19 protein-coding genes, 11 tRNA genes and 2 pseudogenes are annotated in these 23,416 nt (G+C 38.0%); 26 read left to right on the forward strand and 6 right to left on the reverse strand.

Features of this window, described 5'->3' with window-relative positions; all coding sequences use genetic code 11:
• The 11 genes from HMPREF1654_RS06665 to HMPREF1654_RS06715 all read left to right on the forward strand — a co-directional run bounded on the left by HMPREF1654_RS06665 (position 1) and on the right by HMPREF1654_RS06715 (position 968).
• Positions 1–69: transfer RNA gene (locus tag HMPREF1654_RS06665), tRNA-Gly, on the forward strand.
• A gap of 35 nt (positions 70–104) precedes the next feature.
• Positions 105–178: transfer RNA gene (locus HMPREF1654_RS06670), tRNA-Ile, on the forward strand.
• Positions 179–193: 15 nt separating this feature from the next.
• Positions 194–265: transfer RNA gene (locus HMPREF1654_RS06675), tRNA-Glu, on the forward strand.
• An 8-nt stretch (positions 266–273) separates the two neighbouring features.
• Positions 274–363 (forward strand) — tRNA-Ser (locus HMPREF1654_RS06680).
• A 12-nt stretch (positions 364–375) separates the two neighbouring features.
• A tRNA-Met gene (locus HMPREF1654_RS06685) sits at positions 376–449 on the forward strand.
• 6 nt (positions 450–455) lie between these two features.
• A tRNA-Phe gene (locus HMPREF1654_RS06690) sits at positions 456–528 on the forward strand.
• Positions 529–542: 14 nt separating this feature from the next.
• Positions 543–623: transfer RNA gene (locus HMPREF1654_RS06695), tRNA-Tyr, on the forward strand.
• Between the two features lie 6 nt (positions 624–629).
• Positions 630–700, forward strand: a tRNA-Trp gene (locus tag HMPREF1654_RS06700).
• Positions 701–712: 12 nt separating this feature from the next.
• A tRNA-His gene (locus tag HMPREF1654_RS06705) sits at positions 713–785 on the forward strand.
• Positions 786–804: 19 nt separating this feature from the next.
• Positions 805–876: transfer RNA gene (locus HMPREF1654_RS06710), tRNA-Gln, on the forward strand.
• An 8-nt stretch (positions 877–884) separates the two neighbouring features.
• Positions 885–968: transfer RNA gene (locus tag HMPREF1654_RS06715), tRNA-Leu, on the forward strand.
• A 101-nt stretch (positions 969–1,069) separates the two neighbouring features.
• Here HMPREF1654_RS06715 and HMPREF1654_RS06720 read toward each other — a convergent pair.
• Positions 1,070–1,531 (reverse strand): annotated as a pseudogene (locus HMPREF1654_RS06720) (tyrosine-type recombinase/integrase); the annotation flags it as partial.
• A 112-nt stretch (positions 1,532–1,643) separates the two neighbouring features.
• Between HMPREF1654_RS06720 and HMPREF1654_RS06725 the strand changes: the two are divergent.
• A pseudogene (locus HMPREF1654_RS06725) lies at positions 1,644–1,962 on the forward strand (winged helix-turn-helix transcriptional regulator).
• A gap of 29 nt (positions 1,963–1,991) precedes the next feature.
• Here HMPREF1654_RS06725 and HMPREF1654_RS06730 read toward each other — a convergent pair.
• The gene (locus tag HMPREF1654_RS06730; protein WP_003073927.1) at positions 1,992–2,399 is read right to left on the reverse strand and encodes a pyridoxamine 5'-phosphate oxidase family protein; all 408 of its coding nucleotides are present in this window, start codon (positions 2,397–2,399) and stop codon (positions 1,992–1,994) included.
• 878 nt (positions 2,400–3,277) lie between these two features.
• On the opposite strand from HMPREF1654_RS06730, the gene HMPREF1654_RS06740 reads away from it, so the two are divergent.
• The gene (locus HMPREF1654_RS06740; protein ID WP_080568623.1) at positions 3,278–3,598 is read left to right on the forward strand and encodes a hypothetical protein; all 321 of its coding nucleotides are present in this window, start codon (positions 3,278–3,280) and stop codon (positions 3,596–3,598) included.
• Between the two features lie 96 nt (positions 3,599–3,694).
• Here the strand turns inward: HMPREF1654_RS06740 and galU are convergent, their stop codons facing one another.
• Positions 3,695–4,591 carry a UTP--glucose-1-phosphate uridylyltransferase GalU gene (gene galU / locus HMPREF1654_RS06745; RefSeq protein ID WP_003076182.1) on the reverse strand — a complete coding sequence of 299 codons (897 nt, stop codon included), beginning with the start codon at positions 4,589–4,591 and terminating at the stop codon, positions 3,695–3,697.
• Positions 4,592–4,616: 25 nt separating this feature from the next.
• The gene (locus HMPREF1654_RS06750) at positions 4,617–5,633 is read right to left on the reverse strand and encodes an NAD(P)H-dependent glycerol-3-phosphate dehydrogenase (protein WP_003076007.1); all 1,017 of its coding nucleotides are present in this window, start codon (positions 5,631–5,633) and stop codon (positions 4,617–4,619) included.
• A 1,063-nt stretch (positions 5,634–6,696) separates the two neighbouring features.
• Here HMPREF1654_RS06750 and HMPREF1654_RS06755 point away from each other — a divergent pair.
• The 9 genes from HMPREF1654_RS06755 to HMPREF1654_RS06795 all read left to right on the forward strand — a co-directional run bounded on the left by HMPREF1654_RS06755 (position 6,697) and on the right by HMPREF1654_RS06795 (position 14,992).
• Positions 6,697–7,731 carry a S66 family peptidase gene (locus HMPREF1654_RS06755; RefSeq protein WP_003076122.1) on the forward strand — a complete coding sequence of 345 codons (1,035 nt, stop codon included), beginning with the start codon at positions 6,697–6,699 and terminating at the stop codon, positions 7,729–7,731.
• Positions 7,732–7,824: 93 nt separating this feature from the next.
• Positions 7,825–8,268: a dUTP diphosphatase gene (locus tag HMPREF1654_RS06760; RefSeq protein WP_003075842.1), complete on the forward strand. Its 444-nt coding sequence runs from the start codon at positions 7,825–7,827 to the stop codon at positions 8,266–8,268.
• A gap of 9 nt (positions 8,269–8,277) precedes the next feature.
• Positions 8,278–8,748, forward strand: a complete 471-nt coding sequence (locus HMPREF1654_RS06765; RefSeq protein WP_003075964.1) for a cysteine hydrolase family protein — start codon at positions 8,278–8,280, stop codon at positions 8,746–8,748.
• Positions 8,706–10,121 (forward strand): DNA repair protein RadA, encoded by a 1,416-nt coding sequence (gene radA, locus HMPREF1654_RS06770; protein WP_003076150.1) that lies wholly within the window; start codon positions 8,706–8,708, stop codon positions 10,119–10,121. The genes HMPREF1654_RS06765 and radA overlap by 43 nt, the downstream gene beginning before the upstream one ends.
• A 208-nt stretch (positions 10,122–10,329) precedes the next feature.
• Positions 10,330–11,787: a glutamate--tRNA ligase gene (gltX, locus tag HMPREF1654_RS06775; RefSeq protein ID WP_003075851.1), complete on the forward strand. Its 1,458-nt coding sequence runs from the start codon at positions 10,330–10,332 to the stop codon at positions 11,785–11,787.
• A 117-nt stretch (positions 11,788–11,904) separates the two neighbouring features.
• Positions 11,905–12,603, forward strand: coding sequence for a 2,3,4,5-tetrahydropyridine-2,6-dicarboxylate N-acetyltransferase (gene dapD, locus HMPREF1654_RS06780; protein WP_003075982.1), 699 nt, complete (start codon positions 11,905–11,907; stop codon positions 12,601–12,603).
• Positions 12,604–12,615: 12 nt separating this feature from the next.
• Complete coding sequence (locus HMPREF1654_RS06785) at positions 12,616–13,746, forward strand: N-acetyldiaminopimelate deacetylase (protein WP_003076069.1); 1,131 nt, start codon at positions 12,616–12,618, stop codon at positions 13,744–13,746.
• A gap of 45 nt (positions 13,747–13,791) precedes the next feature.
• The gene (locus HMPREF1654_RS06790; RefSeq protein WP_003075962.1) at positions 13,792–14,319 is read left to right on the forward strand and encodes a 5-formyltetrahydrofolate cyclo-ligase; all 528 of its coding nucleotides are present in this window, start codon (positions 13,792–13,794) and stop codon (positions 14,317–14,319) included.
• Complete coding sequence (locus HMPREF1654_RS06795; RefSeq protein WP_003073952.1) at positions 14,312–14,992, forward strand: rhomboid family intramembrane serine protease; 681 nt, start codon at positions 14,312–14,314, stop codon at positions 14,990–14,992. The genes HMPREF1654_RS06790 and HMPREF1654_RS06795 overlap by 8 nt, the downstream gene beginning before the upstream one ends.
• 57 nt (positions 14,993–15,049) lie before the next feature.
• On the opposite strand, the gene HMPREF1654_RS06800 is transcribed toward HMPREF1654_RS06795, so the two are convergent.
• Positions 15,050–15,886: a putative RNA methyltransferase gene (locus HMPREF1654_RS06800; RefSeq protein ID WP_003073953.1), complete on the reverse strand. Its 837-nt coding sequence runs from the start codon at positions 15,884–15,886 to the stop codon at positions 15,050–15,052.
• Positions 15,887–16,129: 243 nt separating this feature from the next.
• Positions 16,130–17,386 (reverse strand): tyrosine--tRNA ligase, encoded by a 1,257-nt coding sequence (tyrS, locus tag HMPREF1654_RS06805; RefSeq protein ID WP_003073956.1) that lies wholly within the window; start codon positions 17,384–17,386, stop codon positions 16,130–16,132.
• 181 nt (positions 17,387–17,567) lie between these two features.
• Between tyrS and pbp1b the strand changes: the two genes are divergently transcribed.
• The 4 genes from pbp1b (at position 17,568) to HMPREF1654_RS06825 (ending at position 23,176) form a co-directional block, all read left to right on the forward strand.
• Complete coding sequence (gene pbp1b / locus HMPREF1654_RS06810) at positions 17,568–19,907, forward strand: penicillin-binding protein PBP1B (RefSeq protein WP_003076047.1); 2,340 nt, start codon at positions 17,568–17,570, stop codon at positions 19,905–19,907.
• Positions 19,908–20,194: 287 nt separating this feature from the next.
• On the forward strand, positions 20,195–20,476 hold the full coding sequence (locus HMPREF1654_RS06815; protein WP_016670407.1) for a hypothetical protein: 282 nt from the start codon (positions 20,195–20,197) through the stop codon (positions 20,474–20,476).
• Between the two features lie 107 nt (positions 20,477–20,583).
• A complete protein-coding gene (locus HMPREF1654_RS06820; RefSeq protein WP_003075824.1) occupies positions 20,584–22,557 on the forward strand; it encodes a hypothetical protein in 1,974 nt (657 codons plus the stop codon).
• A gap of 1 nt (position 22,558) precedes the next feature.
• Positions 22,559–23,176, forward strand: a complete 618-nt coding sequence (locus HMPREF1654_RS06825; protein WP_003075912.1) for an ABC transporter ATP-binding protein — start codon at positions 22,559–22,561, stop codon at positions 23,174–23,176.
• Positions 23,177–23,416 lie beyond the last annotated feature (240 nt).

A 23,416-nucleotide genomic window follows, 5' to 3' on the forward strand; every position in this document is an offset into this window, starting at 1 on the left:
GGGTGTAGTTTAGTGGTAAAACTACAGCCTTCCAAGCTGTTGTCGCGAGTTCGATTCTCGTCACCCGCTTTGAACAGAGGTGTTCATACCAAGTTTTTGAACTTGGGCGCGTAGCTCAGGTGGTTAGAGCGCACGCCTGATAAGCGTGAGGTCGGTGGTTCGAGTCCACTCGTGCCCATTTTGGGAATAACATGGTCCGTTGGTCAAGGGGTTAAGACACCGCCTTTTCACGGCGGTAACACGGGTTCGAATCCCGTACGGACTATATTTATCGGAGGATTACCCAAGTCCGGCTGAAGGGAACGGTCTTGAAAACCGTCAGGCGTGTAAAAGCGTGCGTGGGTTCGAATCCCACATCCTCCTTAGTAGGAATAGCGCGGGATGGAGCAGCTAGGTAGCTCGTCGGGCTCATAACCCGAAGGTCGTAGGTTCAAATCCTGCTCCCGCAATAGGTTGGCTCGGTAGCTCAGTTGGTAGAGCAATGGATTGAAGCTCCATGTGTCGGCGGTTCGATTCCGTCTCGCGCCATTTGTTTGATATTAGGAAGGGTAGCGAAGAGGCTAAACGCGGCGGACTGTAAATCCGCTCCTTCGGGTTCGGGGGTTCGAATCCCTCCCCTTCCATCTTGTACGGGCATAGTTTAAAGGTAGAACTAAGGTCTCCAAAACCTTCAGTGTGGGTTCAATTCCTACTGCCCGTGTATAGAATTATGGCGGGTGTGGTGAAGTGGTTAACACACCAGATTGTGGCTCTGGCATGCGTGGGTTCGATCCCCATCACTCGCCTATTTTAATTTTATAGTATTGGGGTATAGCCAAGCGGTAAGGCAAGGGACTTTGACTCCCTCATGCGTTGGTTCGAATCCAGCTACCCCAGTTTAACTTGCCGGCGTGGCGGAATTGGCAGACGCGCTGGACTCAAAATCCAGTGTCCGCAAGGACGTGCCGGTTCGACCCCGGCCGCCGGTATAAAACTAGCTCAGTAGAAAGCTTATTCTACTGGGCTTTTTTTGATGTTTTTGTTTATCGTATCCCAAATTGTACACCAATTATAATCTATCCATGATAGATTATACGTCTTTGAACTCTTTATCAATTCTTTGTGTCATAGTATGACCATACACCTTTATCAACATTTGGATATCTTTATGACCTAGTATTTTTGCAACTACTCCCATATCAACATTGTTGTGTAATAAATATGAGCCGTAGGTATGGCGTAAACCTTTTGTAGTTATTATTGGTTGAATATTTAGTTCTTTTAAAATATTATTCTTAAGGGCTTTATTTGCTGTCGCAACAGATGGTATATCATGCTCTAATCCATAATGGAAAAAGAGAAATTTCTCGTTATTTGTCCGCACTAGAATAGCATTGATACGAGCTTGCTCTTTTTTTAGTTTTGTCAGAATCTTAATGGTTTTGTTATCTATTGGTATTGCTCGTATTGAGGTATCATTTTTAGGTTTTGTCTACTTCCATGTTGTAGTGTTATACCTTCTATGTGTATATAAATAATGGTGTTCTACTTTTCTTTCTTTGCTATATTAGTTTTATAATACTGGTTTAAATGTACTTCTATTTGATTTAATGTTAGAATAAAAATAAAATTTAATAATAATTATTAAGTAAGGGGAATTTTTTTTGGTTAACAATATATGTCCTGTAAAACTTACATTATCGCTAATATCCAATAAATGGAAAGTTCTTATAATTCATGAGTTGCTTAGTGGAAAGAAACGTTATGGTCAATTAGAACGGTCTCTTAATCCTATAACGAAAAAAGTATTAAGTGAAAATTTACACGAATTAGAAGAAAGTTCTTTAATTGGTAGAAAAGTTTATTGTGGAAAGCCCATTAAAGTAGAATATTATCTAACCGACTTAGGTCTTAGTTTAAAGCCAATTTTATATGCTTTAAGAGATTGGGGGGGACACATATAAAAAAGTAAATAATAAATAAAAAGAGAGAGTTATTAAGTTAGTTGTAGATTAATTAGATAATGTATATTCTTTTGCTCCATGTTCAAAATCAAAAGTTTTTACTGTCTCAATATCTACATAAAAAATTTCAAATATTGGATTTTCTGGGAATTTGTATAGCTCTTTTATAGCTGGGTATTCTTCCATTGCTCGAGTTTTTAACGATAAATCATCAACAAAGTTAATTTTTCCGTTAATTGACAATACATTCATATAATCTGGTGTGTGTGAACAAAATGATATATAGGGATTCTCTATTAATTGCCTATAAGTGGGTTTATCATTAGTTGTTCCAAAATATACCTTATCATCAACAGAAAAGAGATATTGAAAAATTCTTGTTTGAGGTTTTCCGTTAGCTGTTGTTGCAAATACACCATAAAGGTTCTTTTTTAAAATTGAATGGAAATCAATCATATAGTTTGTACCTCCTTTTAGACTCTCTCTTTATATATTAATTGTATAATTCCTTAAATACTTTGTAAAGTAGGCACTTTTTAGGAAGTTGGTATTAAATAAGTAACCTTGACATCAAGAGTTTTTTGGATCATAAAAATGAGGCGTTTAGATTAAGTGTAAAGCAATCGTACTTTCTGTTGCATTTTGTTATAAATTAGTGGCTAAGTTTATATTGTTATTATTTTTGGTCACCTATTTGGTCAACCTTATGTTTAAGTTTGTAGTAAGGGGAATTCGTCGCAGAGGTGATGGGGCTTTTTGAATGTGGAAGAAAATTCCCATAAGAACTGCGATGAAAAGCATCCAAACCATCATTAGAAAACCACTATATGGAACAGCTTCATTTTGGCACAAACTTACTGGGAATTGAAGATTCTAGTATCATTTTTATAAATGTAGAACAGGCTAAGACTCATCAGATAATTCTAAGAAAGGCAGATTCCTTGTCTATTGCTCTGTAAAAATGGCTGAAGAGGATTTCCGAAAGCCTTCTAAAATCCCTTAATCTGGGAACAGTTGCCTATAAGATTTTGATCTTGATCTACTTAAAAAGCAACGCTTCACATCTCAAGCCTGCGAGGAATGGCTATTGTGGAGACCTTTTTAGTAAAAAAGAAGCACTAAATTTTTCACAGTATTCACCAGAAAATGGTTCAAAAACAAATCACCAAGGTTTCTATGAAGACCACTGTCGTTCAGTCGGTGGTCTCTCCTTCATTTATCATTCAAAATAGAGTTTTCCTATTTGCTCCCAATTATGAGTTGGGACGAGGCTACTTTTAAAAAGGCAAAGATGAGTTCTGCTGCGCCAGATTTTGACTCTAAAAAAGCCTCGAATGGAGAGCTCAAATTATCATCCGAATCGTTCCCTACACTATCTTCGAAAGGTCAAGCACCAAGTTAAGGGTGCTACCATGGACGTGTTCAGTCCCATTTTGCAGATTGCCTTTATGACTTTCATCAAAGATAAGAAGAAAATTATCAATGTACTGGAGTTTCTTTATTCCAATGCAAAATTAGCAGTTGCCAACAACCTTCTAAAAGGAAGTAAGCGCTATACTTATAGCTTTCAAAAATTTGAAAGCTATAAAATATGTATTTTCAGTGTTTTGAATATCAAAAAGGAGAAGACCAAAACAGTCCTCTCCACAGATTAAATCTAGCCACCCTACTACAGTTGACGAGATTGTGACAGAAAAATGTGGTGATACTAGAGAATTTTTGATGCTAATATCAACTATAAATGTGATTTGTTAGTTTTTCTTATCTAATTTTTTACCCAAATCGATGATATATTGTTTCATGTCATCTTTTACTTGGGGATGTTTGAGGGCGTAATCAATAGATGTTTTCATAAAGCCAAATTTGTCACCAACGTCATAACGATCACCTGTGAATTCACGGGCAAATACTCTTTGTGTTTTATTGAGAGTATCAATGGCATCTGTCAGTTGGATTTCATTTCCAGCACCTGGAGCTTGTGTTTCCAAAATGGAGAAGATTTCTGGTGTCAAAAGGTAGCGACCAATAATCGCAAGGTCACTTGGTGCGTCTTCTGGTTTTGGTTTTTCAACAAAGGTCTCCACGCTGTAGAGTCCATTTACTCCTTCACCTTGCGGGTCAATAACACCATAAGACGAAACGTCATCGTGTGGTACTTTCATGACAGCAATGGTTGATGCATGTGTTTCTTTGTAATCATTCATTAACTGTTTGGTTAGCGGAACTGCTTTGTCGTTTGTAATGTCCATCAGATCATCACCTAACATAACGACAAAGGGTTCATTCCCAACGAAAGCTTTGGCTTGTAAAACGGCATCTCCAAGACCGCGTGGATGGCTTTGGCGAATGAAATGAAGGCCGATACCAGTTGTTTCATCTACGAGTTTTAAAAGGTCAGATTTCCCTTTTTCTTTGAGGTTATACTCCAATTCAAAGTTTGAATCAAAGTGGTCTTCAATAGATCGTTTAGATTTTCCGGTTACAACCAAGATGTCTTTGATACCAGATTTTAATGCTTCTTCGACAATAAATTGAATAGTTGGTTTGTCAACAATAGGTAGCATTTCTTTGGCGAGCGCTTTTGTGGCTGGCAAGAAACGAGTTCCAAGTCCAGCAGCAGGAATAACAGCTTTTCTTACTTGAGTCATATGACACTCCTTTTTTAGTAGCTAATTACGACCATTCGTTTTCAGCTTTAAATTCATTATTCATTATATCATAAATGGCGTCTTTTATGTTAAGGCTTTCATAAATCACGTGATAGATTGCTTGAGTAATTGGCATATAGACACCCAGTTCTTGTGCGAGTTCGTAAGCAGCTTTGGTGGTGGAAATTCCTTCGATAACCATGCCCATGTTGGCTTCAATATCTTCTAACTTTTCGCCACGACCAAGAGCATCACCAGCACGCCAATTACGTGAGTGAACGGAGGTTCCTGTGACAATTAAATCTCCTACTCCAGATAAACCACTATATGTTAAGGGACTAGCACCGAGTTTGACGCCAAGACGAGTAATTTCCGCTAAGCCGCGTGTGATAATGGCAGCTTTGGCATTGTCACCGTAACCGAGACCATGAAGAGCACCTGCTCCGACAGCAATGATATTTTTTAGTGCACCGGCTGTTTCTACGCCAATGACATCTGTATTAGTATAGAGGCGGAAGTAGTGATTGCTGAAAAGTTCTTGAACATATTTTGCTGCTTCTAAGTCTTTTGAGGCTGCTGTGATAAGAGTAATATCACGAACGATAGTTTCTTCAGCATGACTTGGTCCAGATACAACAATCACTTCGCTTCGTAAATTTGGAGACAATTCTTCTTCTAAAATCATGGAAAGTCGTTTATGAGTATCGGGTTCGAGTCCTTTTGAAGCGTGCATCACCTTAACTGGATGATCAAGTACTTGAGCGACTTGTTTGGCTACAAGACGTGTAACTTTTGTTGGAACAACGAAAAGAATGGCATCAACACCGTCAAGAGTTTCTTTTAAGTCATAATAGGCAGTAATCTTTTCATCGAGAACGATATCCTTGAAATAGCGTTTATTGGTATGGTGTTCGTTGATTTCAGTGATTTGCTCGGCAATATTACCCCAAATACGAACTTCATGTCCATTATCATTTAATACTTGTGCCAAAGCAGTACCCCATGAACCAGGGCCTAAAACAGCAACTGTTTGTTTTTCCATGTTCTTCTCCTTGTAGAGTTTTCTAGTTTTATTTTACCATAGAAAGCGATAAATTTCTTGTCTAATGTTGGGGGTGGATTGCTTGGCAGATGAATGTTGGTAAGTCTTTCTATCTGGAATGCTTATTTAGAGATGTGTTAGAAGTAGTTTCTCTTGAAGAAGATGCAAGAAGAGAGAATAACTGTTAGGGAAGAAATCGTACAAGCAGGCCACTTGTTGTAGCAACCATTACTCTTTGCCTTACCGGTAAGATGGGAAAAATTGATTCTTCTGTTTCTTGTAAACACAATAAGAGTATTAAAGTTACTGTAGAATTGCCTATGATGTTTCCTCTTGTGATAACCATTTGACGAAAGATTATGTTGAGAGTATTGATGAGTTGATTTTGTGTGGGAGACAACATAGGCATCTTTGGTTTTACGAGGAATGAAAAAGAGATGATTAGTGAGACCTACAATATGACGCGAGACGAATTAGGATGGGATATAATGGCAAAAATGTTTCACTAAGAAAAATCAATGATAATAATTTATCAGGGGTTGCAGTTATTCAATGTTTCATTTTGGGCTCTCACTCAGCACATTGATAGCTATTACCTGTTAGGGTTTCTTGAGTTATTCAAACTGAGAAAGGGAATATTGTTAATCGTGCTAGCCAGCTCGACCTCAGCTACAGAAGTATCAAAATGCCCTTCAAGTCTTTGGCCAACAGCTTCTAATTTTAGAGTCTAAACAATGGTAGCAGATGATAGTCGTATCATTGGAATTCGAGGCTACCCAGCATTTTAGTCAATAAAGAAAACAGCCAGCTAGAACTTTTTCGGTACCTTTCTGTATGCATTATAAATTTAAAATGAATCTTAAGCTTCATTTAAGAAAATCATTCTATAATAAAACTATCAAATGAAGACCTCCTAACTTTATTTGATGAAATCCTAAACTTTTTCATAATAATCTCCCTATAAAGATCACCAAAAGGTGGTCTTTTTGTTTTATATTTTTGTCGTTGGTTTTGGATGATTTATGTTATAATGTTTCAAATCATTGATTAAGGAGGAGAGAAGATGATAAAGATCGTTGGAATCGTTAGTTTATCAAGTGGAATCATTGGAGAAAGTGCTGTTAAACATGAAGTGAACTTGGGAGTAAAGCGCTTGAGAGACTTGGGCCTTGAAGTGAAGTTTTTAGAGCATGCACAAAAAGGAATGGGTTATCTGGCAGATCATCCTGAGTCCAGAGCGCAAGATTTGATTCAGGCTTTCAAGGATTCTTCAATTGATATGATTTTATGTGCTATTGGTGGAGATGATACTTATCGGTTGCTGCCTTATTTGTTTGAGAATGATGAGCTAAAAAAAGTTGTACATCAGAAAGTATTCTTAGGTTTTTCTGATACTACGATCAATCATCTTATGCTGCACAAGTTAGGAATCAAGACTTTTTATGGGCAATCTTTTCTTGCTGATGTTTGTGAACTAGAGACAGATATGCTCCCTTACACATTTTCTTATTTCAAAGAATTGATTACGACAGGCAGTATCTCAGAAATCCGCCCGAGCGAAGTTTGGTACGAGGAGAGAACGGATTTCAGCGAAAAAGCTCTGGGAACGAAACGAACTCGTCATGAAAATCAAGGATTTGAATTGCTAAAAGGCAGAGCAATCTTTGCTGGAGAAATTTTAGGTGGTTGCTTGGAATCCATCTATGATATATTTGCTCATTCACGATATGCGGACACTACTGAATTGTGTGCCAAATATGAACTATTTCCTACGCTGAAAGCTTGGAAAGGAAAAATTCTTTTGTTGGAAACCAGTGAAGAAAAATCAGAACCAACTTTATATCGAAAAATGCTAGAAACCTTAAAAACGACAGGAATTTTTTCTGTTTTAAATGGTATCCTTGTTGGAAAACCAATAGATGAAACCTACTATGATGAGTACAAGCAAATCCTGCTTGATGTCATTGATACAGATATTCCAATCTTGTATAATGTAAATGTTGGGCATGCCACTCCAAGAGCGATTGTTCCTTTTGGTATGAAAGCTGAAGTGGATGCCAACGAGCAAGTGATTCGATTTTTGAATGAGCCAGAATAAATTAAAAAGTGCAAGCTGAAAGATGACCTGCATTTTGCGTGTTTTTTGCGAATTTAGTATAATAGAGGAAGCAAAAGTAGAAAAGAGAAAAATATGCGAATTCGTGGTTTTGAGCTTGTTTCAAGCTTTACAAATGAAAATTTATTGCCAAAACGTGAGACAGCTCATGCAGCTGGTTATGATCTGAAAGTGGCAGAGCGGACGGAAATTCCTGCGGGAGCAATTGTTCTGGTGCCAACAGGTGTCAAGGCCTATATGCAGGTTGGTGAAGTGCTTTATCTTTATGATCGTTCATCTAATCCACGTAAAAAAGGCTTGGTATTGATTAATTCAGTTGGGGTTATTGATGGTGATTATTACAATAACCCTAATAATGAAGGTCATATTTTTGCCCAGATGAAAAATATGACAGACCAAACAGTTGTGCTTGAAGCTGGAGAACGTGTGGTTCAAGGCGTTTTTATGCCTTTTCTGTTAATAGATGGTGATAAAGCGACTGGCACACGTACAGGCGGTTTTGGATCAACTGGAGAATAGAGAAAGAAAATGGCAGACTATTTATTAGTTATAGATATGCAGTCAGACTACGTTGCTACTGGAAAAGCTTATGATAGTGAAGCGCTGACTGCGGCTGTTAATGACAAAATTGCTAGCTATTCAAGAGACCATGTGATTTATATAGTTAATCGTTTTTTCTGGGAATTAACAAGGAAACCGAAGAATTTTGCAATTGGCCTTTCCTTGGTGTCTGATAAAGTCTTTGAAAAGCGTCAAGCATCTTGCTTTATGAACCGAAACTTAACAAGATTTTTGGAGGAAAGCGGTGCAGAGAGTTTAGAATTTATTGGTGTTGATGGCAATGGCTGCGTCAATGCTTCAATTCTGGCAGCAGCCCATAAGGGCTATCAAGCCTCAGTTGATTTATCCTGTCTTGGCGTTATTAATAAGGAAAAATTTCAAAAGACACTGCAACAATGGCAGATTGCTGGAATAGTAACGAAAGGAGAATTACCATAGCTAAGAAAAAAACAACTTTTGTCTGTCAAGAGTGCGGTTATAATTCGCCCAAGTATCTGGGACGTTGTCCTAATTGCTCGTCTTGGTCTTCTTTTGTTGAAGAGGTTGAAGTTGCTGAGGTAAAAAATGCTCGCGTTTCACTGACAGGTGAGAAGACACGGCCAGTCAAGTTAAATCAGGTCACCTCCAGCCAAGCCACTAGAGTCAAGACCAATATGGAAGAATTCAACCGTGTTTTGGGCGGTGGTGTTGTACCAGGCAGTCTGGTTCTTATTGGCGGCGATCCCGGTATCGGGAAATCGACCCTACTTTTGCAGGTTTCAACACAATTAGCCAATAAAGGAACTGTTTTTTATGTTTCTGGTGAAGAATCAGCGGAGCAGATCAAGTTGCGTAGCGAGCGTCTTGGTGATATTGACAATGAGTTTTATCTCTATGCTGAAACTAATATGCAAAGTATTCGTGCTGAGATTGAAAAAATCCAGCCTGATTTTTTAATTATTGATTCTATTCAAACAGTGATGAGTCCTGAAATTTCCAGTGTTCAAGGTTCTGTTTCTCAGGTGCGTGAAGTGACAGCAGAATTAATGCAATTAGCTAAAACCAATAACATTGCGACTTTTATTGTTGGACATGTGACTAAAGAAGGAACCTTAGCTGGACCGCGAATGTTAGAACACATGGTGGACACTGTGCTCTACTTTGAAGGCGAGCGGCAGCATACTTTTCGTATCTTACGAGCCGTTAAAAATCGCTTTGGTTCTACTAATGAGATTGGTATTTTTGAAATGAGGTCGGGTGGTTTGGTTGAGGTTTTGAATCCCAGCCAAGTTTTTTTAGAAGAGCGTCTAGATGGAGCAACAGGCTCAGCTATTGTTGTTACCATGGAAGGAACACGGCCTATTTTAGCGGAAGTACAAGCCCTAGTAACACCAACTGTTTTTGGTAATGCTAAACGGACAACAACAGGACTGGACTTTAATCGTGTTAGTTTGATTATGGCGGTTTTGGAGAAGCGCTGCGGCCTTTTATTGCAAAATCAAGATGCCTATCTCAAATCAGCTGGTGGTGTGCGCTTAGATGAGCCTGCTATTGATTTAGCGGTTGCGGTAGCCATTGCTTCCAGTTATAAGGAAAAGCCAACCAACCCTCAAGAATGTTATATTGGTGAAATTGGTTTGACAGGTGAAATTCGTCGTGTTAATCGTATCGAACAACGTCTCAATGAAGCTAGTAAGCTTGGTTTTACCAAGATTTTTGTACCCAAAAATTCCCTGTCAGGTTTAACGATTCCACAAGGTATTCAGATAGTTGGTGTGACAACTGTTGGTGAGGTTTTGAAAAAGGTGTTTGACGAAGTAAATAAAAACTGAGAGTTGGATTAAGAGATGAGACAGACAGTATTACCTTATTGTTAAGGAGGGTTTGTCTTTCTCTAATCTTTTGTCAATGAGAAAGAATAATAAAGTTTCATTATTTCTATTATTTCTTTTTGGCAACTATGTGGTATAATGGTAACGTTTAAAATAAAAACAGGCTTTTCCTGTTAGAACTATAAGATAGATACTAGGAGAAATGAAATTGGCGAATCAAATTCGTGTGCGTTACGCACCAAGTCCAACGGGACTTTTACACATTGGAAATGCGCGGACTGCGCTCTTTAATTATCTTTACGCTCGTCACTACGGCGGAACTTTTATCATTCGGATTGAAGATACTGACCGTAAACGTCATGTGGAAGACGGGGAACGTTCGCAGTTGGAAAATCTGCGTTGGTTAGGAATTGATTGGGATGAGAGCCCAGAAACGCATGAAAAATATCGCCAGTCTGAACGCTTGGACATTTACCAAAGCTATATCAATGAGTTACTTGAAAAAGGCTTGGCTTACAAATCATATGTGACGGAGGAAGAGCTGGCAGCAGAGCGTGAGCGTCAGGAAGCTGCTGGAGAAACACCTCGTTACATCAATGAATATCTGGGAATGTCTGAAGATGAAAAAGCAGCTTATATCGCAGAGCGTGAAGCAGCAGGCATTGTTCCAACAGTCCGTCTTGTGGTCAATGAATCTGGTATTTACAAGTGGAACGATCTTGTCAAAGGTGAGATTGAATTTGAAGGTGGCAACATCGGTGGTGACTGGGTTATCCAGAAAAAAGACGGCTATCCAACTTATAATTTTGCGGTTGTAGTAGATGACCATCTGATGAAAATTTCCCATGTTATTCGTGGGGATGACCACATCGCAAACACACCAAAACAATTGATGGTTTACGAAGCACTTGGTTGGGAAGCACCAGAATTCGGCCACATGACATTGATTATCAACTCTGAAACGGGAAAAAAATTGTCAAAACGTGACACTAACACACTTCAATTTATCGAAGACTACCGTAAAAAAGGTTACATGCCAGAAGCAGTCTTTAACTTTATCGCACTTCTTGGTTGGAACCCAGGTGGTGAAGATGAAATCTTCTCCCGTGAAGAATTGATTAACCTCTTTGATGAACACCGTTTGAGCAAGTCGCCAGCAGCTTTTGACCAAAAGAAAATGGACTGGATGAGCAACGAATACATCAAGAATGCAGATTTCGAGACAATCTTTGCAATGGCGAAACCATTCTTGGAAGAAGCTGGTCGTTTGACTGATAAAGCAGAAAAATTAGTTGAACTTTACAAACCACAAATGAAATCTGTTGACGAAATCGTTTCATTGACTGATTTGTTCTTTGAAGATTTCCCAGAATTGACAGACGCTGAAAAAGAATTCATGGCAGGTGAAACAGTACCAACTGTTTTACAAGCATTTAAAGAAAAGTTGGAAGCGATGAGCGATGAAGATTTCAAATCAGAAAATATCTTCCCGCAAATCAAAGCAGTTCAAAAAGAAACGGGGATTAAAGGCAAAAATCTCTTCATGCCAATTCGTATCGCTGTTTCAGGTGAAATGCACGGTCCAGAACTTCCAGATACTATCTATCTGCTTGGACGTGAGAAATCAATTGAGCACATCGAAAATATGTTAAAGAACATTCAATAAATCCAGTTAAAACATCACATTTTTCAAACTTGTGGTGTTTTTACTTACTTCATATGATGAAATGTTTGATTTTATGTTATAATAACCCTTAATACTAAATTAAAGCGAGGAATGTCTATGACAGCGACTAAAATGACTGCTCAAGAAATTATCCAGTTTATCGCAGATGCCAAGAAACGTACGAATGTAAAAGTGACGTTTGAAGGCAAACTAGTAGGCGAAGTGTCAGATTCTGTTGTCAAGTTAGGCAATGTTCTCTTTGGGGACTGGGAAGACATTGAGCCACTTTTAGCTGATTTAATAGAAAATAAAGACTATGTGGTAGAGCAAGATGGTCGCAATTCGGCAGTTCCCTTGTTAGATAAACGCAATATCAATGCTCGGATTGAGCCAGGTGCTATTATTCGTGATCAGGTAGTAATCGGAGATAATGCTGTCATCATGATGGGGGCAGTCATCAATATCGGTGCGGAGATTGGTGATGGGACTATGATTGATATGGGTGCCGTCCTGGGCGGTCGTGCTATTGTCGGTAAAAACAGTCATGTTGGTGCCGGGGCAGTTTTGGCAGGAGTTATTGAGCCAGCTAGTGCTAGTCCAGTTCGGGTTGGAGATCGTGTCTTGATTGGTGCCAATGCTGTTGTTATTGAGGGAGTGCAGATTGGCAACGGTTCTGTCGTAGCTGCAGGTGCTATTGTGACAAAAGATGTACCAGAAAATGTCGTAGTAGCTGGTGTGCCTGCGCGTGTGATTAAAAAAATTGATGAACAAACTGAGCAGAAAACAGCGTTGGAAGATGCTCTTCGGATACTGTAAAGAAGGAATAGTATGATTGATTATCAAAAAATTCGTCGAGACTTGCACCAAATTCCAGAAATCGGATTAGAAGAGTACAAGACCCATGCCTATCTGATGCGAGTGATTGATGAACTTACTGCAGGTTTGGATTTTGTTGAGATTCGGGTTTGGCATACGGGGATTTTGGTTTTTATTAAAGGAAGTGCACCTACTAAGACGATTGGTTGGAGAACAGATATTGACGGTTTACCGATTGTTGAAGAGACTGGACTTGCCTGTGCTAGTCAACATGAGGGACGGATGCATGCTTGTGGACATGATATGCACATGACAATTGCTCTAGGGCTGTTGGAGCTACTAACTACTGAGCAGCCTAAGAATAATCTGCTTTTTCTTTTCCAGCCAGCTGAGGAGAATGAAGCCGGTGGCATGCTTATGTATGAAGACGGAGTTTTTAGTGACTGGTTGCCGGATGAATTTTATGGGCTTCATGTACGGCCTGATCTCAAGGTTGGAGAGATTGCTACCAATACTAAAACACTTTTTGCGGGAACTTGTGAAGTCAAATTAACCTTTAAGGGTAAGGGCGGTCACGCTGCTTTTCCGCAGGATGCTAATGATGCTTTAGTAGCGGCCGCTTATTTTGTTACTCAGATTCAGACGATTGTGAGTCGTAATGTGGATCCAATTGAAGGAGCTGTCATTACCTTTGGTGAACTACATGCTGGAACGACGAATAATGTGATTGCTGAAACTGCTTTTCTCCACGGAACGATTCGGACGTTGACGCAGGAGATGAATCTACTTACTCAGAGACGCTTGCAGGAAATTGCCGAAGGAGTGGCTCAGTCTTTCGGTGTAGAGCTTGATTTGGAATTAAAACAAGGCGGTTACCTTCCTGTAGAAAATAACCCTGAATTAGCCGTTGAATGTATGAATTTTTTCCGAAATGAGAACGGTGTGCACATGATTGAAATTTCGCCCGCTATGACTGGTGAAGACTTTGGATATCTACTCAGTAAAGTTAAGGGTGTTATGTTCTGGTTGGGAATTGACAGTCTCTACGCTCTTCATCACCCTCAGATGACACCAAATGAAGCAGCATTACCTTTTGCTATTGATAAATTTGGAAAACTTTTAAAGGCTAAGGTTAATGAATAGTATGGTTGGAAACCTTGGTGATATTGCTGAGTAAGGAGAAGGTAAATGAAAGTAAATTTGCGAAAAAACATCATCAGACAAATGAAGGGGCAGGAAGTTATAGCAAAACAGCAGAGAGATGCTGTTCTTACTCAAAATTTACTGGAAACCCTTGCTTATCAACATGCTAAAATAATTGCGACCTACCTTCCTTTGTCGCATGAATTTAATACTATACTTTTCATCAAGCAGGCTCAAACAGATGGTAAACGGATTTTGATTCCGAAGACTTATCGCAATGGATGCATGGTATTTATGGATTATAATCCAAATGACTTGGAATTGACTGCTTTCGGTCTCTGGGAGCCAAGAAGTGAACGAGTAGTAGAGCAGACTCATATTGATTTGATTCATGTTCCGGGTGTTGCTTTTAACAAAAAAGGATATCGTATTGGTTATGGAGGTGGCTATTATGATCGCTATTTGGCTGAGTTTCAGGGGAAGACAGTAAGCACAATTTATCCTTGTCAATTAACAGATTTTCAACCAGATAATTATGATATTCCCGTTCAGGAGGTATTGATTTGTGAATAAACTGTATGATAAACAGTATCCTGTTACAAGTATCTTATTACTTGTAACGGCAGGATTTTTTTTAACGATGTTTTTATTACGTGGCTTTGCGTACGCCAGCACTCAAACAATTTATGAGTTTGGTGCTATGCATGGACGCAGTATCCAATATTTTCCGAGTCAAATTTGGCGTTTGGCCTCAGCTATTTTTGTTCATATCGGCTTAGAGCATTTTGCTATGAATATGATTACGCTATATTTTATCGGGCGGCAAGCTGAGGATATTTTTGGCTCGTGGAATTTTTTGTTTCTTTACTTGATGTCTGGTATCTTAGGAAATGTCTTTGTGTTCTTTTTCACTCCAAGTGCTGTGGCGGCGGGTGCTTCTACATCTTTGTTTGGGATTTTTGGGGCTATTATTACGTTGCGCTATGCGGTCCGCAATCCCTATATTCAACAACTCGGCCAGTCATATTTAATCCTTTTAGTGATGAACTTGGTATTAAGTTTGACACCAGGAATTAGTTTGGCAGGACATTTAGGCGGAGCAGTTGGAGGAGCTCTGTGTGCTGTTATTTTCCCAGTTCGTGTGGACAAAAAAGCTTATCAAATACGTCAACGTATCTTAGCATTAGCTATCTATCTGATTCTAGTTTTAGGGATGATTTTTCTGGCTTTTAATCGAGGCATATAAAAAGAGGCTAGATAGATTGTTGTATTTCGCAGCAATCTGTTTCTACCTCTTTTTCGTTTATTTTTGTTGGCCAATTAAAATCTTTGCAGCAATTGTGATGTTGTCTAATGATGACCAGTCGATGTTTTTAATATTTATATTGAAAAGGAGAGGGGTCATCTTCAGTAGAGCATTTTTTTCATTTTCCTTTAGTGAAAAAGTACCAGCAACGTCATAGGAATCTATAATGGTAAAGGACTCTTTGAAGTGCTCAAGGATGTTTTGATTGGAATAGTTCGTGTTTGTTAATTTATCAGCTACAATACCTCGGATTTCTTGCAAGTGTTGGCTATTGGGAATAACTTTAATCAGCAAGCCGTTTTTCCGCAATACACGCTGAAATTCTTGGTAATTGGCAGGAGAGAAAATATCTAAAATCACATCCATACTGGTTTCCTGGATGGGAAGGCGTGCCAAATCTCCAACAAACCAGTTTACTGCAAGGCTGTGGTCGCTTTTGGCTGCTAACTGAATCGAATCCTTTGATAAATCAAATGCGTAGATACGGCTATCCGGCAGCAGCAGCTGTAAATGTCGTGCATAGTATCCCTCTCCACAGCCGATATCCAGAATATTGCTATGCTGTGAGAAGGAAGATGCAATTTTTATTAGTTGATTTAAAATCGGTTGGTAAAATCCCGCTTCGAGAATCAATTGTCGATTTTGAAAGTTGGATTTATCATAGGCTTTGGACTGTTTTATCTGTGGTGCTAGGTTAACATAACCAAATTTCGCCAAATCAAAGGAATGGCTGTTTTGACATTTGAGGCTATTTTCTGACAAAAACAAGGCTTGTTGGCAAATTGGACAAGCAAAAAGATTAGCTGTTTCAAAACGTTTAAGTTTGACTTTCATGCAATTTCTCTTTCATCAATTTCTGTGTTTAGTGTAACATGTGGAAAATGCTTTGGCAAGCAGGCAAAGAAAAATGAAGGCTAAAACAATCCACATTTTTAAATTATAGAGCAAAATAAACACTAGTCAATATGTTTTTGCTGAGTGAAAATGCAAAGAGGCTGGGACGAAGCTCCCCAACCTCAAAGGACATAGTGCAATCTGCCACGATGCAGTAGCTGATTGGTCTATTGGTTTCTTATTTTAGTAAGTCAAAACAAAATATTTTTTCTTCCCGCGCCGAATAACGGTCAGTTCGTTTTCTAATTTGTCAGCATCCGTTAATGTATAGTTAAGGTCTTGAATACGTTCGCCATTGACATAAATAGCGCCATTTTGAACATCTTCACGAGCTTGGCGTTTAGAATTGACAACGCCAGCTGCTACCAAAACTTCCACAATATTGAGATTGTCATCTGTTTTCACTTGATAATTTGGCACTCCGCGAAGACCTTGTTTTAATTCTTTGACAGAAAGATTTTTAATATTTCCAGCAAAAAGTTGTTCGGTGATGTTGAGCGCTTCTTTGTAGGCTTCTTCGCCATGTACAAGCGTGACCACTTCTCGTGCTAAGATTTTTTGTGCCAACCGTTCGTGGGGAGCTGCTTCAAATTGTTTTCCGATTTCTTCGATTTCATCAAGTGGAAGAAGTGTAAAGATTTTTAGGAAACGCACGGCATCAGCGTCCATGACATTCATCCAGAATTGATACATTTCGTAAGGGCTAGTTTTATCGGCATTGAGCCATACAGCATTACCTTCTGACTTACCAAATTTCTTACCAGTGGCATCTGTGATGAGTGGCACTGTAATAACATGACCTGTTTTATCTGCTTTGCGGCGAAGTAACTCTGTACCAGCTGTCATATTGCCCCATTGATCTGAACCACCGATTTGCAAAGTGACATCGTATTGTCGATTTAACTCAAAAAAGTCATAGCCTTGCATAATCTGGTAAGCAAACTCGGTATACGAAATGCCTGTTTCAATCCGTTTTTTTACGGATTCCTTACTCATCATGTAGTTGACAGTGAAATATTTTCCAACATCGCGTAGAAAGTCAATAAAGCTAATACCAGAGAACCAGTCGTAGTTGTTGACCATTTCAGCTTTGTTGTCGCCATTTTCAAAGTCAAGAAAACGTGATACTTGTGCTTGAATGCTGCGGACCCAACCTTCAACTGTGTCTTTTGTTTGTAAGCTCCGTTCTGTATCTTTAAATGATGGATCGCCAATTAAGCCAGTTGCACCGCCAACGAGAGCATAGGGTTTGTGACCAGCCAACTGTAAATGTTTCATGACAAGGATTGGTACAAGATGACCAAGATGGAGGCTGTCAGCTGTTGGGTCATAGCCAGAATAAAAGCTGACATTTCCTTCCGCTAGGGCCTTGCGCAATGCTTCTTCATCAGTTGTTTGAAAAACCAAACCGCGTTCTTTTAGCTCATCAAAAATGTGCATATCTGTCTCTCCTTTATAAAATTTCTAGTTATTGTAACATTGTATCACAAACAGATACTAGAAGGTAGTAAAATCGTAAAAATAATTAAAAAATCAATGATTTCAGCCAAGGCTTGCTTTTCCTGTTGTCAGAAGTTTCATAAATTTGCTATAATAGGCACAGAAAGTTCAAGGAGAAAGAATGATTAAACAAGTGTTAGAAAAGATGAAATACCTGTTTGCATGGCTGTCTCAGCTGTCTCAAACAAAGTTTCATATCAGAAAAAAAGAATTAACTCTTTTGAATATTGGCGGCATTACGCTTCGAACTTTGAAATTGTTGTCGAATGTTGTTTTTGTATTGGTCTTTTTAGGTGGTTTGTTTGGGGCAGGAATTGCTCTTGGTTACGGAGTAAGAATTTTTGATAAAGTAGAAGTTCCGCAAAAAGATCAATTAGTTAAACAGATTCGGAATATTTCCTCTATTTCAGAATTGAAATATGCTGATGGAAGCTCTATTTCAGCCATTGACAGTGATTTAATGCGGATTGCAGTAGAGAGTAAGAATATTTCTGATAATGTAAAAAAGGCCGTCATTGCGACTGAAGATGAAAATTTCCACAAGCATAATGGAGTGGTTACAAAAGCAGTTTTGCGAGCCACACTAGGTTCTGTTGCGAAGATTGGTTCTTCCAGTGGTGGTTCTACCTTAACTCAGCAATTGATTAAGCAGCAGGTTGTGGGAGATGCGCCGACCTTTAAGCGAAAGGCAACTGAAATTATTGATGCTCTGGCTTTAGAGCGTTATATGAGTAAAGAGGATATTTTAGCATCTTATCTCAATGTTGCACCATTCGGGCGTAACAATAAAGGGCAAAATATTGCTGGTGTGGAAGAAGCCGCTCAAGGAATTTTTGGAGTGCCTGCTAGCAAGTTGACAGTTCCTCAAGCAGCTTTTATTGCTGGGCTGCCACAAAGTCCGATTGTCTATTCTCCTTACACGGCTGATGGTAGTCGAAAAAGTGCTAAAGACATGACATTGGGACTCAATCGTGCAAAAAAAGTCATTTATAATATGTATCGAACTGGTGCAATTAGTAAAGATGAATACCGATTGTACAAAGATTATGATTTAAAACGGGATTTTCTACCTGCCGATCGCTCTTCAAAAAATTCGCATGATTACTTATATTACGTTGCTCTGAAAGAAGCGAAAAAAGCAATGTATGATTATTTGATTAGTCGGGATAATGTTTCACAACAGGAATTGAAAGATGATGCAACGGTCAAGGCTTATCAAGAATTAGCAGCAAAAGAGCTAAGCGATGGTGGCTATACTGTTACTACAACGATTAACAGAAAAGTTCACAATGCTATGCAAAAAGCGGTTGCTAATTTTGGTAGTGTATTAGATGATGGGACGGGTGCGGTTGAAGCCGGAAATGTTCTCATGGACAATCGTACAGGAGCTGTTTTGGGTTTTATAGGAGGACGTAATTATGCTTCTAATCAAAACAACCACGCTTTTGATACGGAGCGCTCGCCCGGTTCAACGATTAAACCGATTTTAGCTTATGGGATAGCCATTGACCAAGGTCTGATGGGAAGCGCCAGCATGCTGTCTAATTATCCAGCAAATTTCTCTAATGGCGATCCCATTATGCATGTGGACAGTCGTGGAACAGCGATGATGGATTTACAGGAGGCTTTAAATACTTCTTGGAACATTCCTGCTTATTGGACTTATAAATTACTTCGCGACAAAGGGGTCAATGTCCGAGGATATATGGAAAAAATGGGTTATCAGATTGATAATTATGATATTGAAAGCCTACCAATGGGAGGTGGTGTTGAAGTATCTGTTGCTAAACACACGAATGGTTTTCAAACCTTAGCTAACAACGGAGCATATCAAAAGCGCTATATGATTGAAAAGATTACGGCAAAAGACGGGAAAGTTGTCTATGAGCATAAAACAAAACCTGCTCAAGTTTATTCCAAAGCAACAGCGACAATTATGCAACATCTCATGCGCGGAGTTCTGAGTTCAGGTGCTACAACGACTTTCAAATCTCGTTTAACACAGATCAATAGTGGCTTGGCTAATGCCGATTGGATTGGGAAAACTGGGACAACTAACAATAATGGAGATATGTGGCTCATGGTATCTACTCCTAAATTAACATTAGGAGGTTGGATTGGTCATGATAACAATGCCTCAATGGCGGCTTTAACGGGTTACAATAACAATGCGCAGTACATGGCTCATTTGGTGAATGCAATTTACCAAGCAGATCCAAGTATTTGGGGCGTTAAAGATAAGTTTAATCTTGATTCTAGCGTTATTAAATCAAATGTCCTTAAAGCAACTGGTGAAAAATCTGGAAATGTCAGTGTGAATGGTCGTACGATTAATGCAACTGGCCAAACAGTCACAAGTTACTGGGCCAAAAACGGAGCGCCGACTACAACTTATAAATTTGGAATTGGTGGGACAGACAGTGATTATCAAAAAGCTTGGGAAGCACTTTTAGGAAAATAACGAATGGTAAAAAGAACATTTCATTTTTAAAATCGGGGTGTTCTTTTTAAATATGCAATTTTTAGTCTGTTGTATGCAACCCATAAACCAATAGTTATGATAAAAATAATATTATTTCTCTTAATGTAAAGAAGGTGTAAAAAAAGAAAAATTCCATTGACAAAGAAATTATAACTATGGTATTATGAACGCGATAAAGCGTTTTCAATAAGTGCTTTTACAAATTACTATTCATTAGGTTATAAGGAAGCTTCTGAAATAATAAAAAAATAATAAGTAGGAATATCATGTTCAAAAAGATATTTCAACGCACGGCGGTTATTTTAATGTTATCAGTAGGGCTTTTGGCTGCAGCTGAAACATTTGGTTTTTCAGGTGGAGTGACGGGACATCTTTGGTTTGGTAAGGTCTGGGCTAGATGGAATAGCCACCCCCAAACTAACAATAATGTTGTTATATACGCTCGTGGGAAAACAACTAGTAAGTCTTATGCCTCTAACCGCTCAAGCGCTTATACAGAAGTTGATCGTATACCATCTGGCAATAGGGCGTATTGGCATTATTATTAATTATGCAACGTTCGTTTGTTGATTCGTAATATACAAAAGAATTGGTGGAGAGAAGGTTTGGTTTTCTCCACCAATTTTATACTGAATGGCAAAATTTTTGGAGGCGTATGAAAAAAATATATTGGGTGGTTGTTTTTACTTTTTTAGCCACGTTGTTTTTTTACCTTAGTCAGCTTATCAAAGAAACCTATCACTTCTCTATTCCTCATGCTAAGGCCTCAATTCAGGTGGTGGATTGGGATAAAGTTAAATCTTCAGCAACAATTTATAAGAAATTAGAGAAATTTTCTCGCGAGCAAAACCTTGAGATATACAAAGTTACTTTCGGAACATCTCCTAAAGGACATTCTCAAAAAAATGTTTATTATTTTCCATCTAATCGAGCCTATCGTTATGATACGTCACGTCTCAAGGATAAGGTTATATTCAAGAAAAGTAGTTCGTTAACGATTGAAAACCCTTTAGGTACCTATTATTTGAAAAAAGAGATACCTGAAAAATTTATTCAATTGTTAAAAGAGTTGGGCTTAAAGGTTGAGATTGAGCGCAATATGCTGAGGCTCATCCTTACTCAGTTTTTTTCTAATGAGTTGGGATTTCTATTATTCTTTCTTAGCTTTATCATTTTTCTGATTGATTTATTTGTTTCCCTGTCTCTTTCTAAAAAAATAGGAATTCTTGAATTGCATGGGCGCAATATTTTTAGTCTATTATTTGGCGCTTCAAAGATTGAAGCACTTCTGTTGTTTATGTACTTTCTCTTTTCAGCAATCTATTTTCCTTTAGGACTTCCGTTTTTCATGACAGCGGCTCTTTTAGTTTTCTTCCTTTTACAACTAAGTCACCTTGTATCAGTTTTTGTGGCTAAAGGGCTGTCTTCTATTACAGAAAAAATAAAGGAAAAGAAACCCTATAAAAAGTTGTTGGTTTTTAATGTACTAATCAAAGTGTTTGTTTTAAGTGTGTGTGCTGTGACACTTTTTCAAGGTTTTAAGGATGTGAAAACATTAAGAACAACAGAGAAAACATTGGCGATTTGGCAAAAAATACCGAATTATGCACAGCTCACTTTTAGTGAAAATACAACACTTATTTCTGGAAAGTATAGTAATCAAGCAGAAAGTGAAGAAAGAGACCGAAAGTCTCGGAAAGCGATTGCCGATATCTTGTCACTGGGTGAAGCAACAGGTGGCCTTTTTGCTGAGTATAAAAAAATTAATATGCTTAAATCAGAAGATAAGACTCCTCCTTTTTCAAACTATATGGTTGTTAATCATCAATTTTTAAAGGAAGTGCCAATCTATACTCCAAAAGGTGACCGAATTGGGCAGCTTACTAAGCATAAGTTTTATGTAATTGTTCCTGAAAACCTCATCTCTAAGCAAAAGCAAATTGTACAAGTTATGCGAGAAATTATTACTTTCCACCAGAATGTCAAGACCGACTATAAAAAGCTTTATGAAGGAGAGATAGAGGTTCTTGTTTCGAAAGCCAATCAACAAATTTTTAATTTTAACACATCTGATTTGACAAAAACGACTATTTATAATCCGGTCATTTTGGTAGGAGCCATTGAATTATTTGGAAAAAATTCAGATGTCCTAGTTGCTGAAGTATCGCAAGGACGTTATTTATTCAAAGATACTGTTCCTATCGCGAAATATATCAAAACTCATCGCTTAGAAGAAGATTTTGCGGGTCTAATCTCTAGTCGTGAAGAAGCACTTCGTAAGTTGAATATGATACAATCACAATTATATTTGAAGCTGGTAGGTGTAGTAGCAAGCGGTGTGATTTTTGCCATCATCAATTATTTTTTAATCATGACTTATCTGGAAGTTGAAAGGAAGAAAATTATAATTTGGTATTTGTTTGGAAAATCTTTTCTGGAACGTCATGCACAATTTTTACTATCTATGCTAGCCATATCATTTGTGACATTAATGATAGTATTTTGGCTAAATATGACTGTTTTTTCAATTATAAGTGGAATTCTTTTTATTGATACTGCCATGTACGCTCTATTGCTTCTATTTTTTGAAAAAAGAGAACGCTTGACAACACTAAAAAAAGGAGACTGAAATGAACGTAATTGAAGCTAGAAATATCTCTAAAAGTTATAAAGAGAAAGTGATTTTTCAAAATTTATCATTTGTTGTAAATGAAGGGGAAATAGTTGGTATCATTGGGGATAGTGGCAAAGGGAAAACGACATTGTTAAATTGTCTAGGACAATTGGATGAGATTGATGCTGGAGAGATCTTCATTTATGGAAACAAGATTAATAAACAACAACGAAAAAAGTATTTTAAAGAAGTCTTTGGTTTCTTATTTCAAAATTTTGCTCTTATAGATAACGAAACAGTTTTTAAGAATTTAAATTTTATCTCAAAAGATAGACAACTAATAACCCAATATTTAGAAGATTTTGGGTTAGGGAAAGATTGTTTAAATAAGTATATTTTTCAATTAAGTGGTGGTGAGCAGCAGCGAATTTCATTGATACGAATGCTATTAAAATGTCCTAAAATTATTTTTGCAGATGAACCCACAGCTTCATTGGATGAAGAAAATGGTTTGTTTGTCATTAAAGCATTGCAAGGATTGAGAGATAAGGGAGTAGCAATTATTATTGTGACACACGATAAACATCTATTACAATATTTTGATCGAATCATAGATTTAAATCATATAGAGTGACGTCACAGATATTATCTATTTAATTAATTGGAGAAATGCAATGTTAAATCCATCTTAATCACTGGACAAACAATATTATAAAAGTGTTGCATTAGCTGGCTAGCTTTGCTATTGATATAAAATAAAAACACTTTCATAAATAAAGGAGCTTGAAAAGCGGAGTAAATTAAGGTATAATATTATTAATAATTTGTCGTCTGCTTTATTTGAAATATTGTCCATATAAAGCTTACAGCAGTT

Source organism: Streptococcus intermedius SK54 = ATCC 27335 (assembly GCF_000413475.1).
Taxonomy (GTDB): Bacteria; Bacillota; Bacilli; order Lactobacillales; family Streptococcaceae; genus Streptococcus; species Streptococcus intermedius.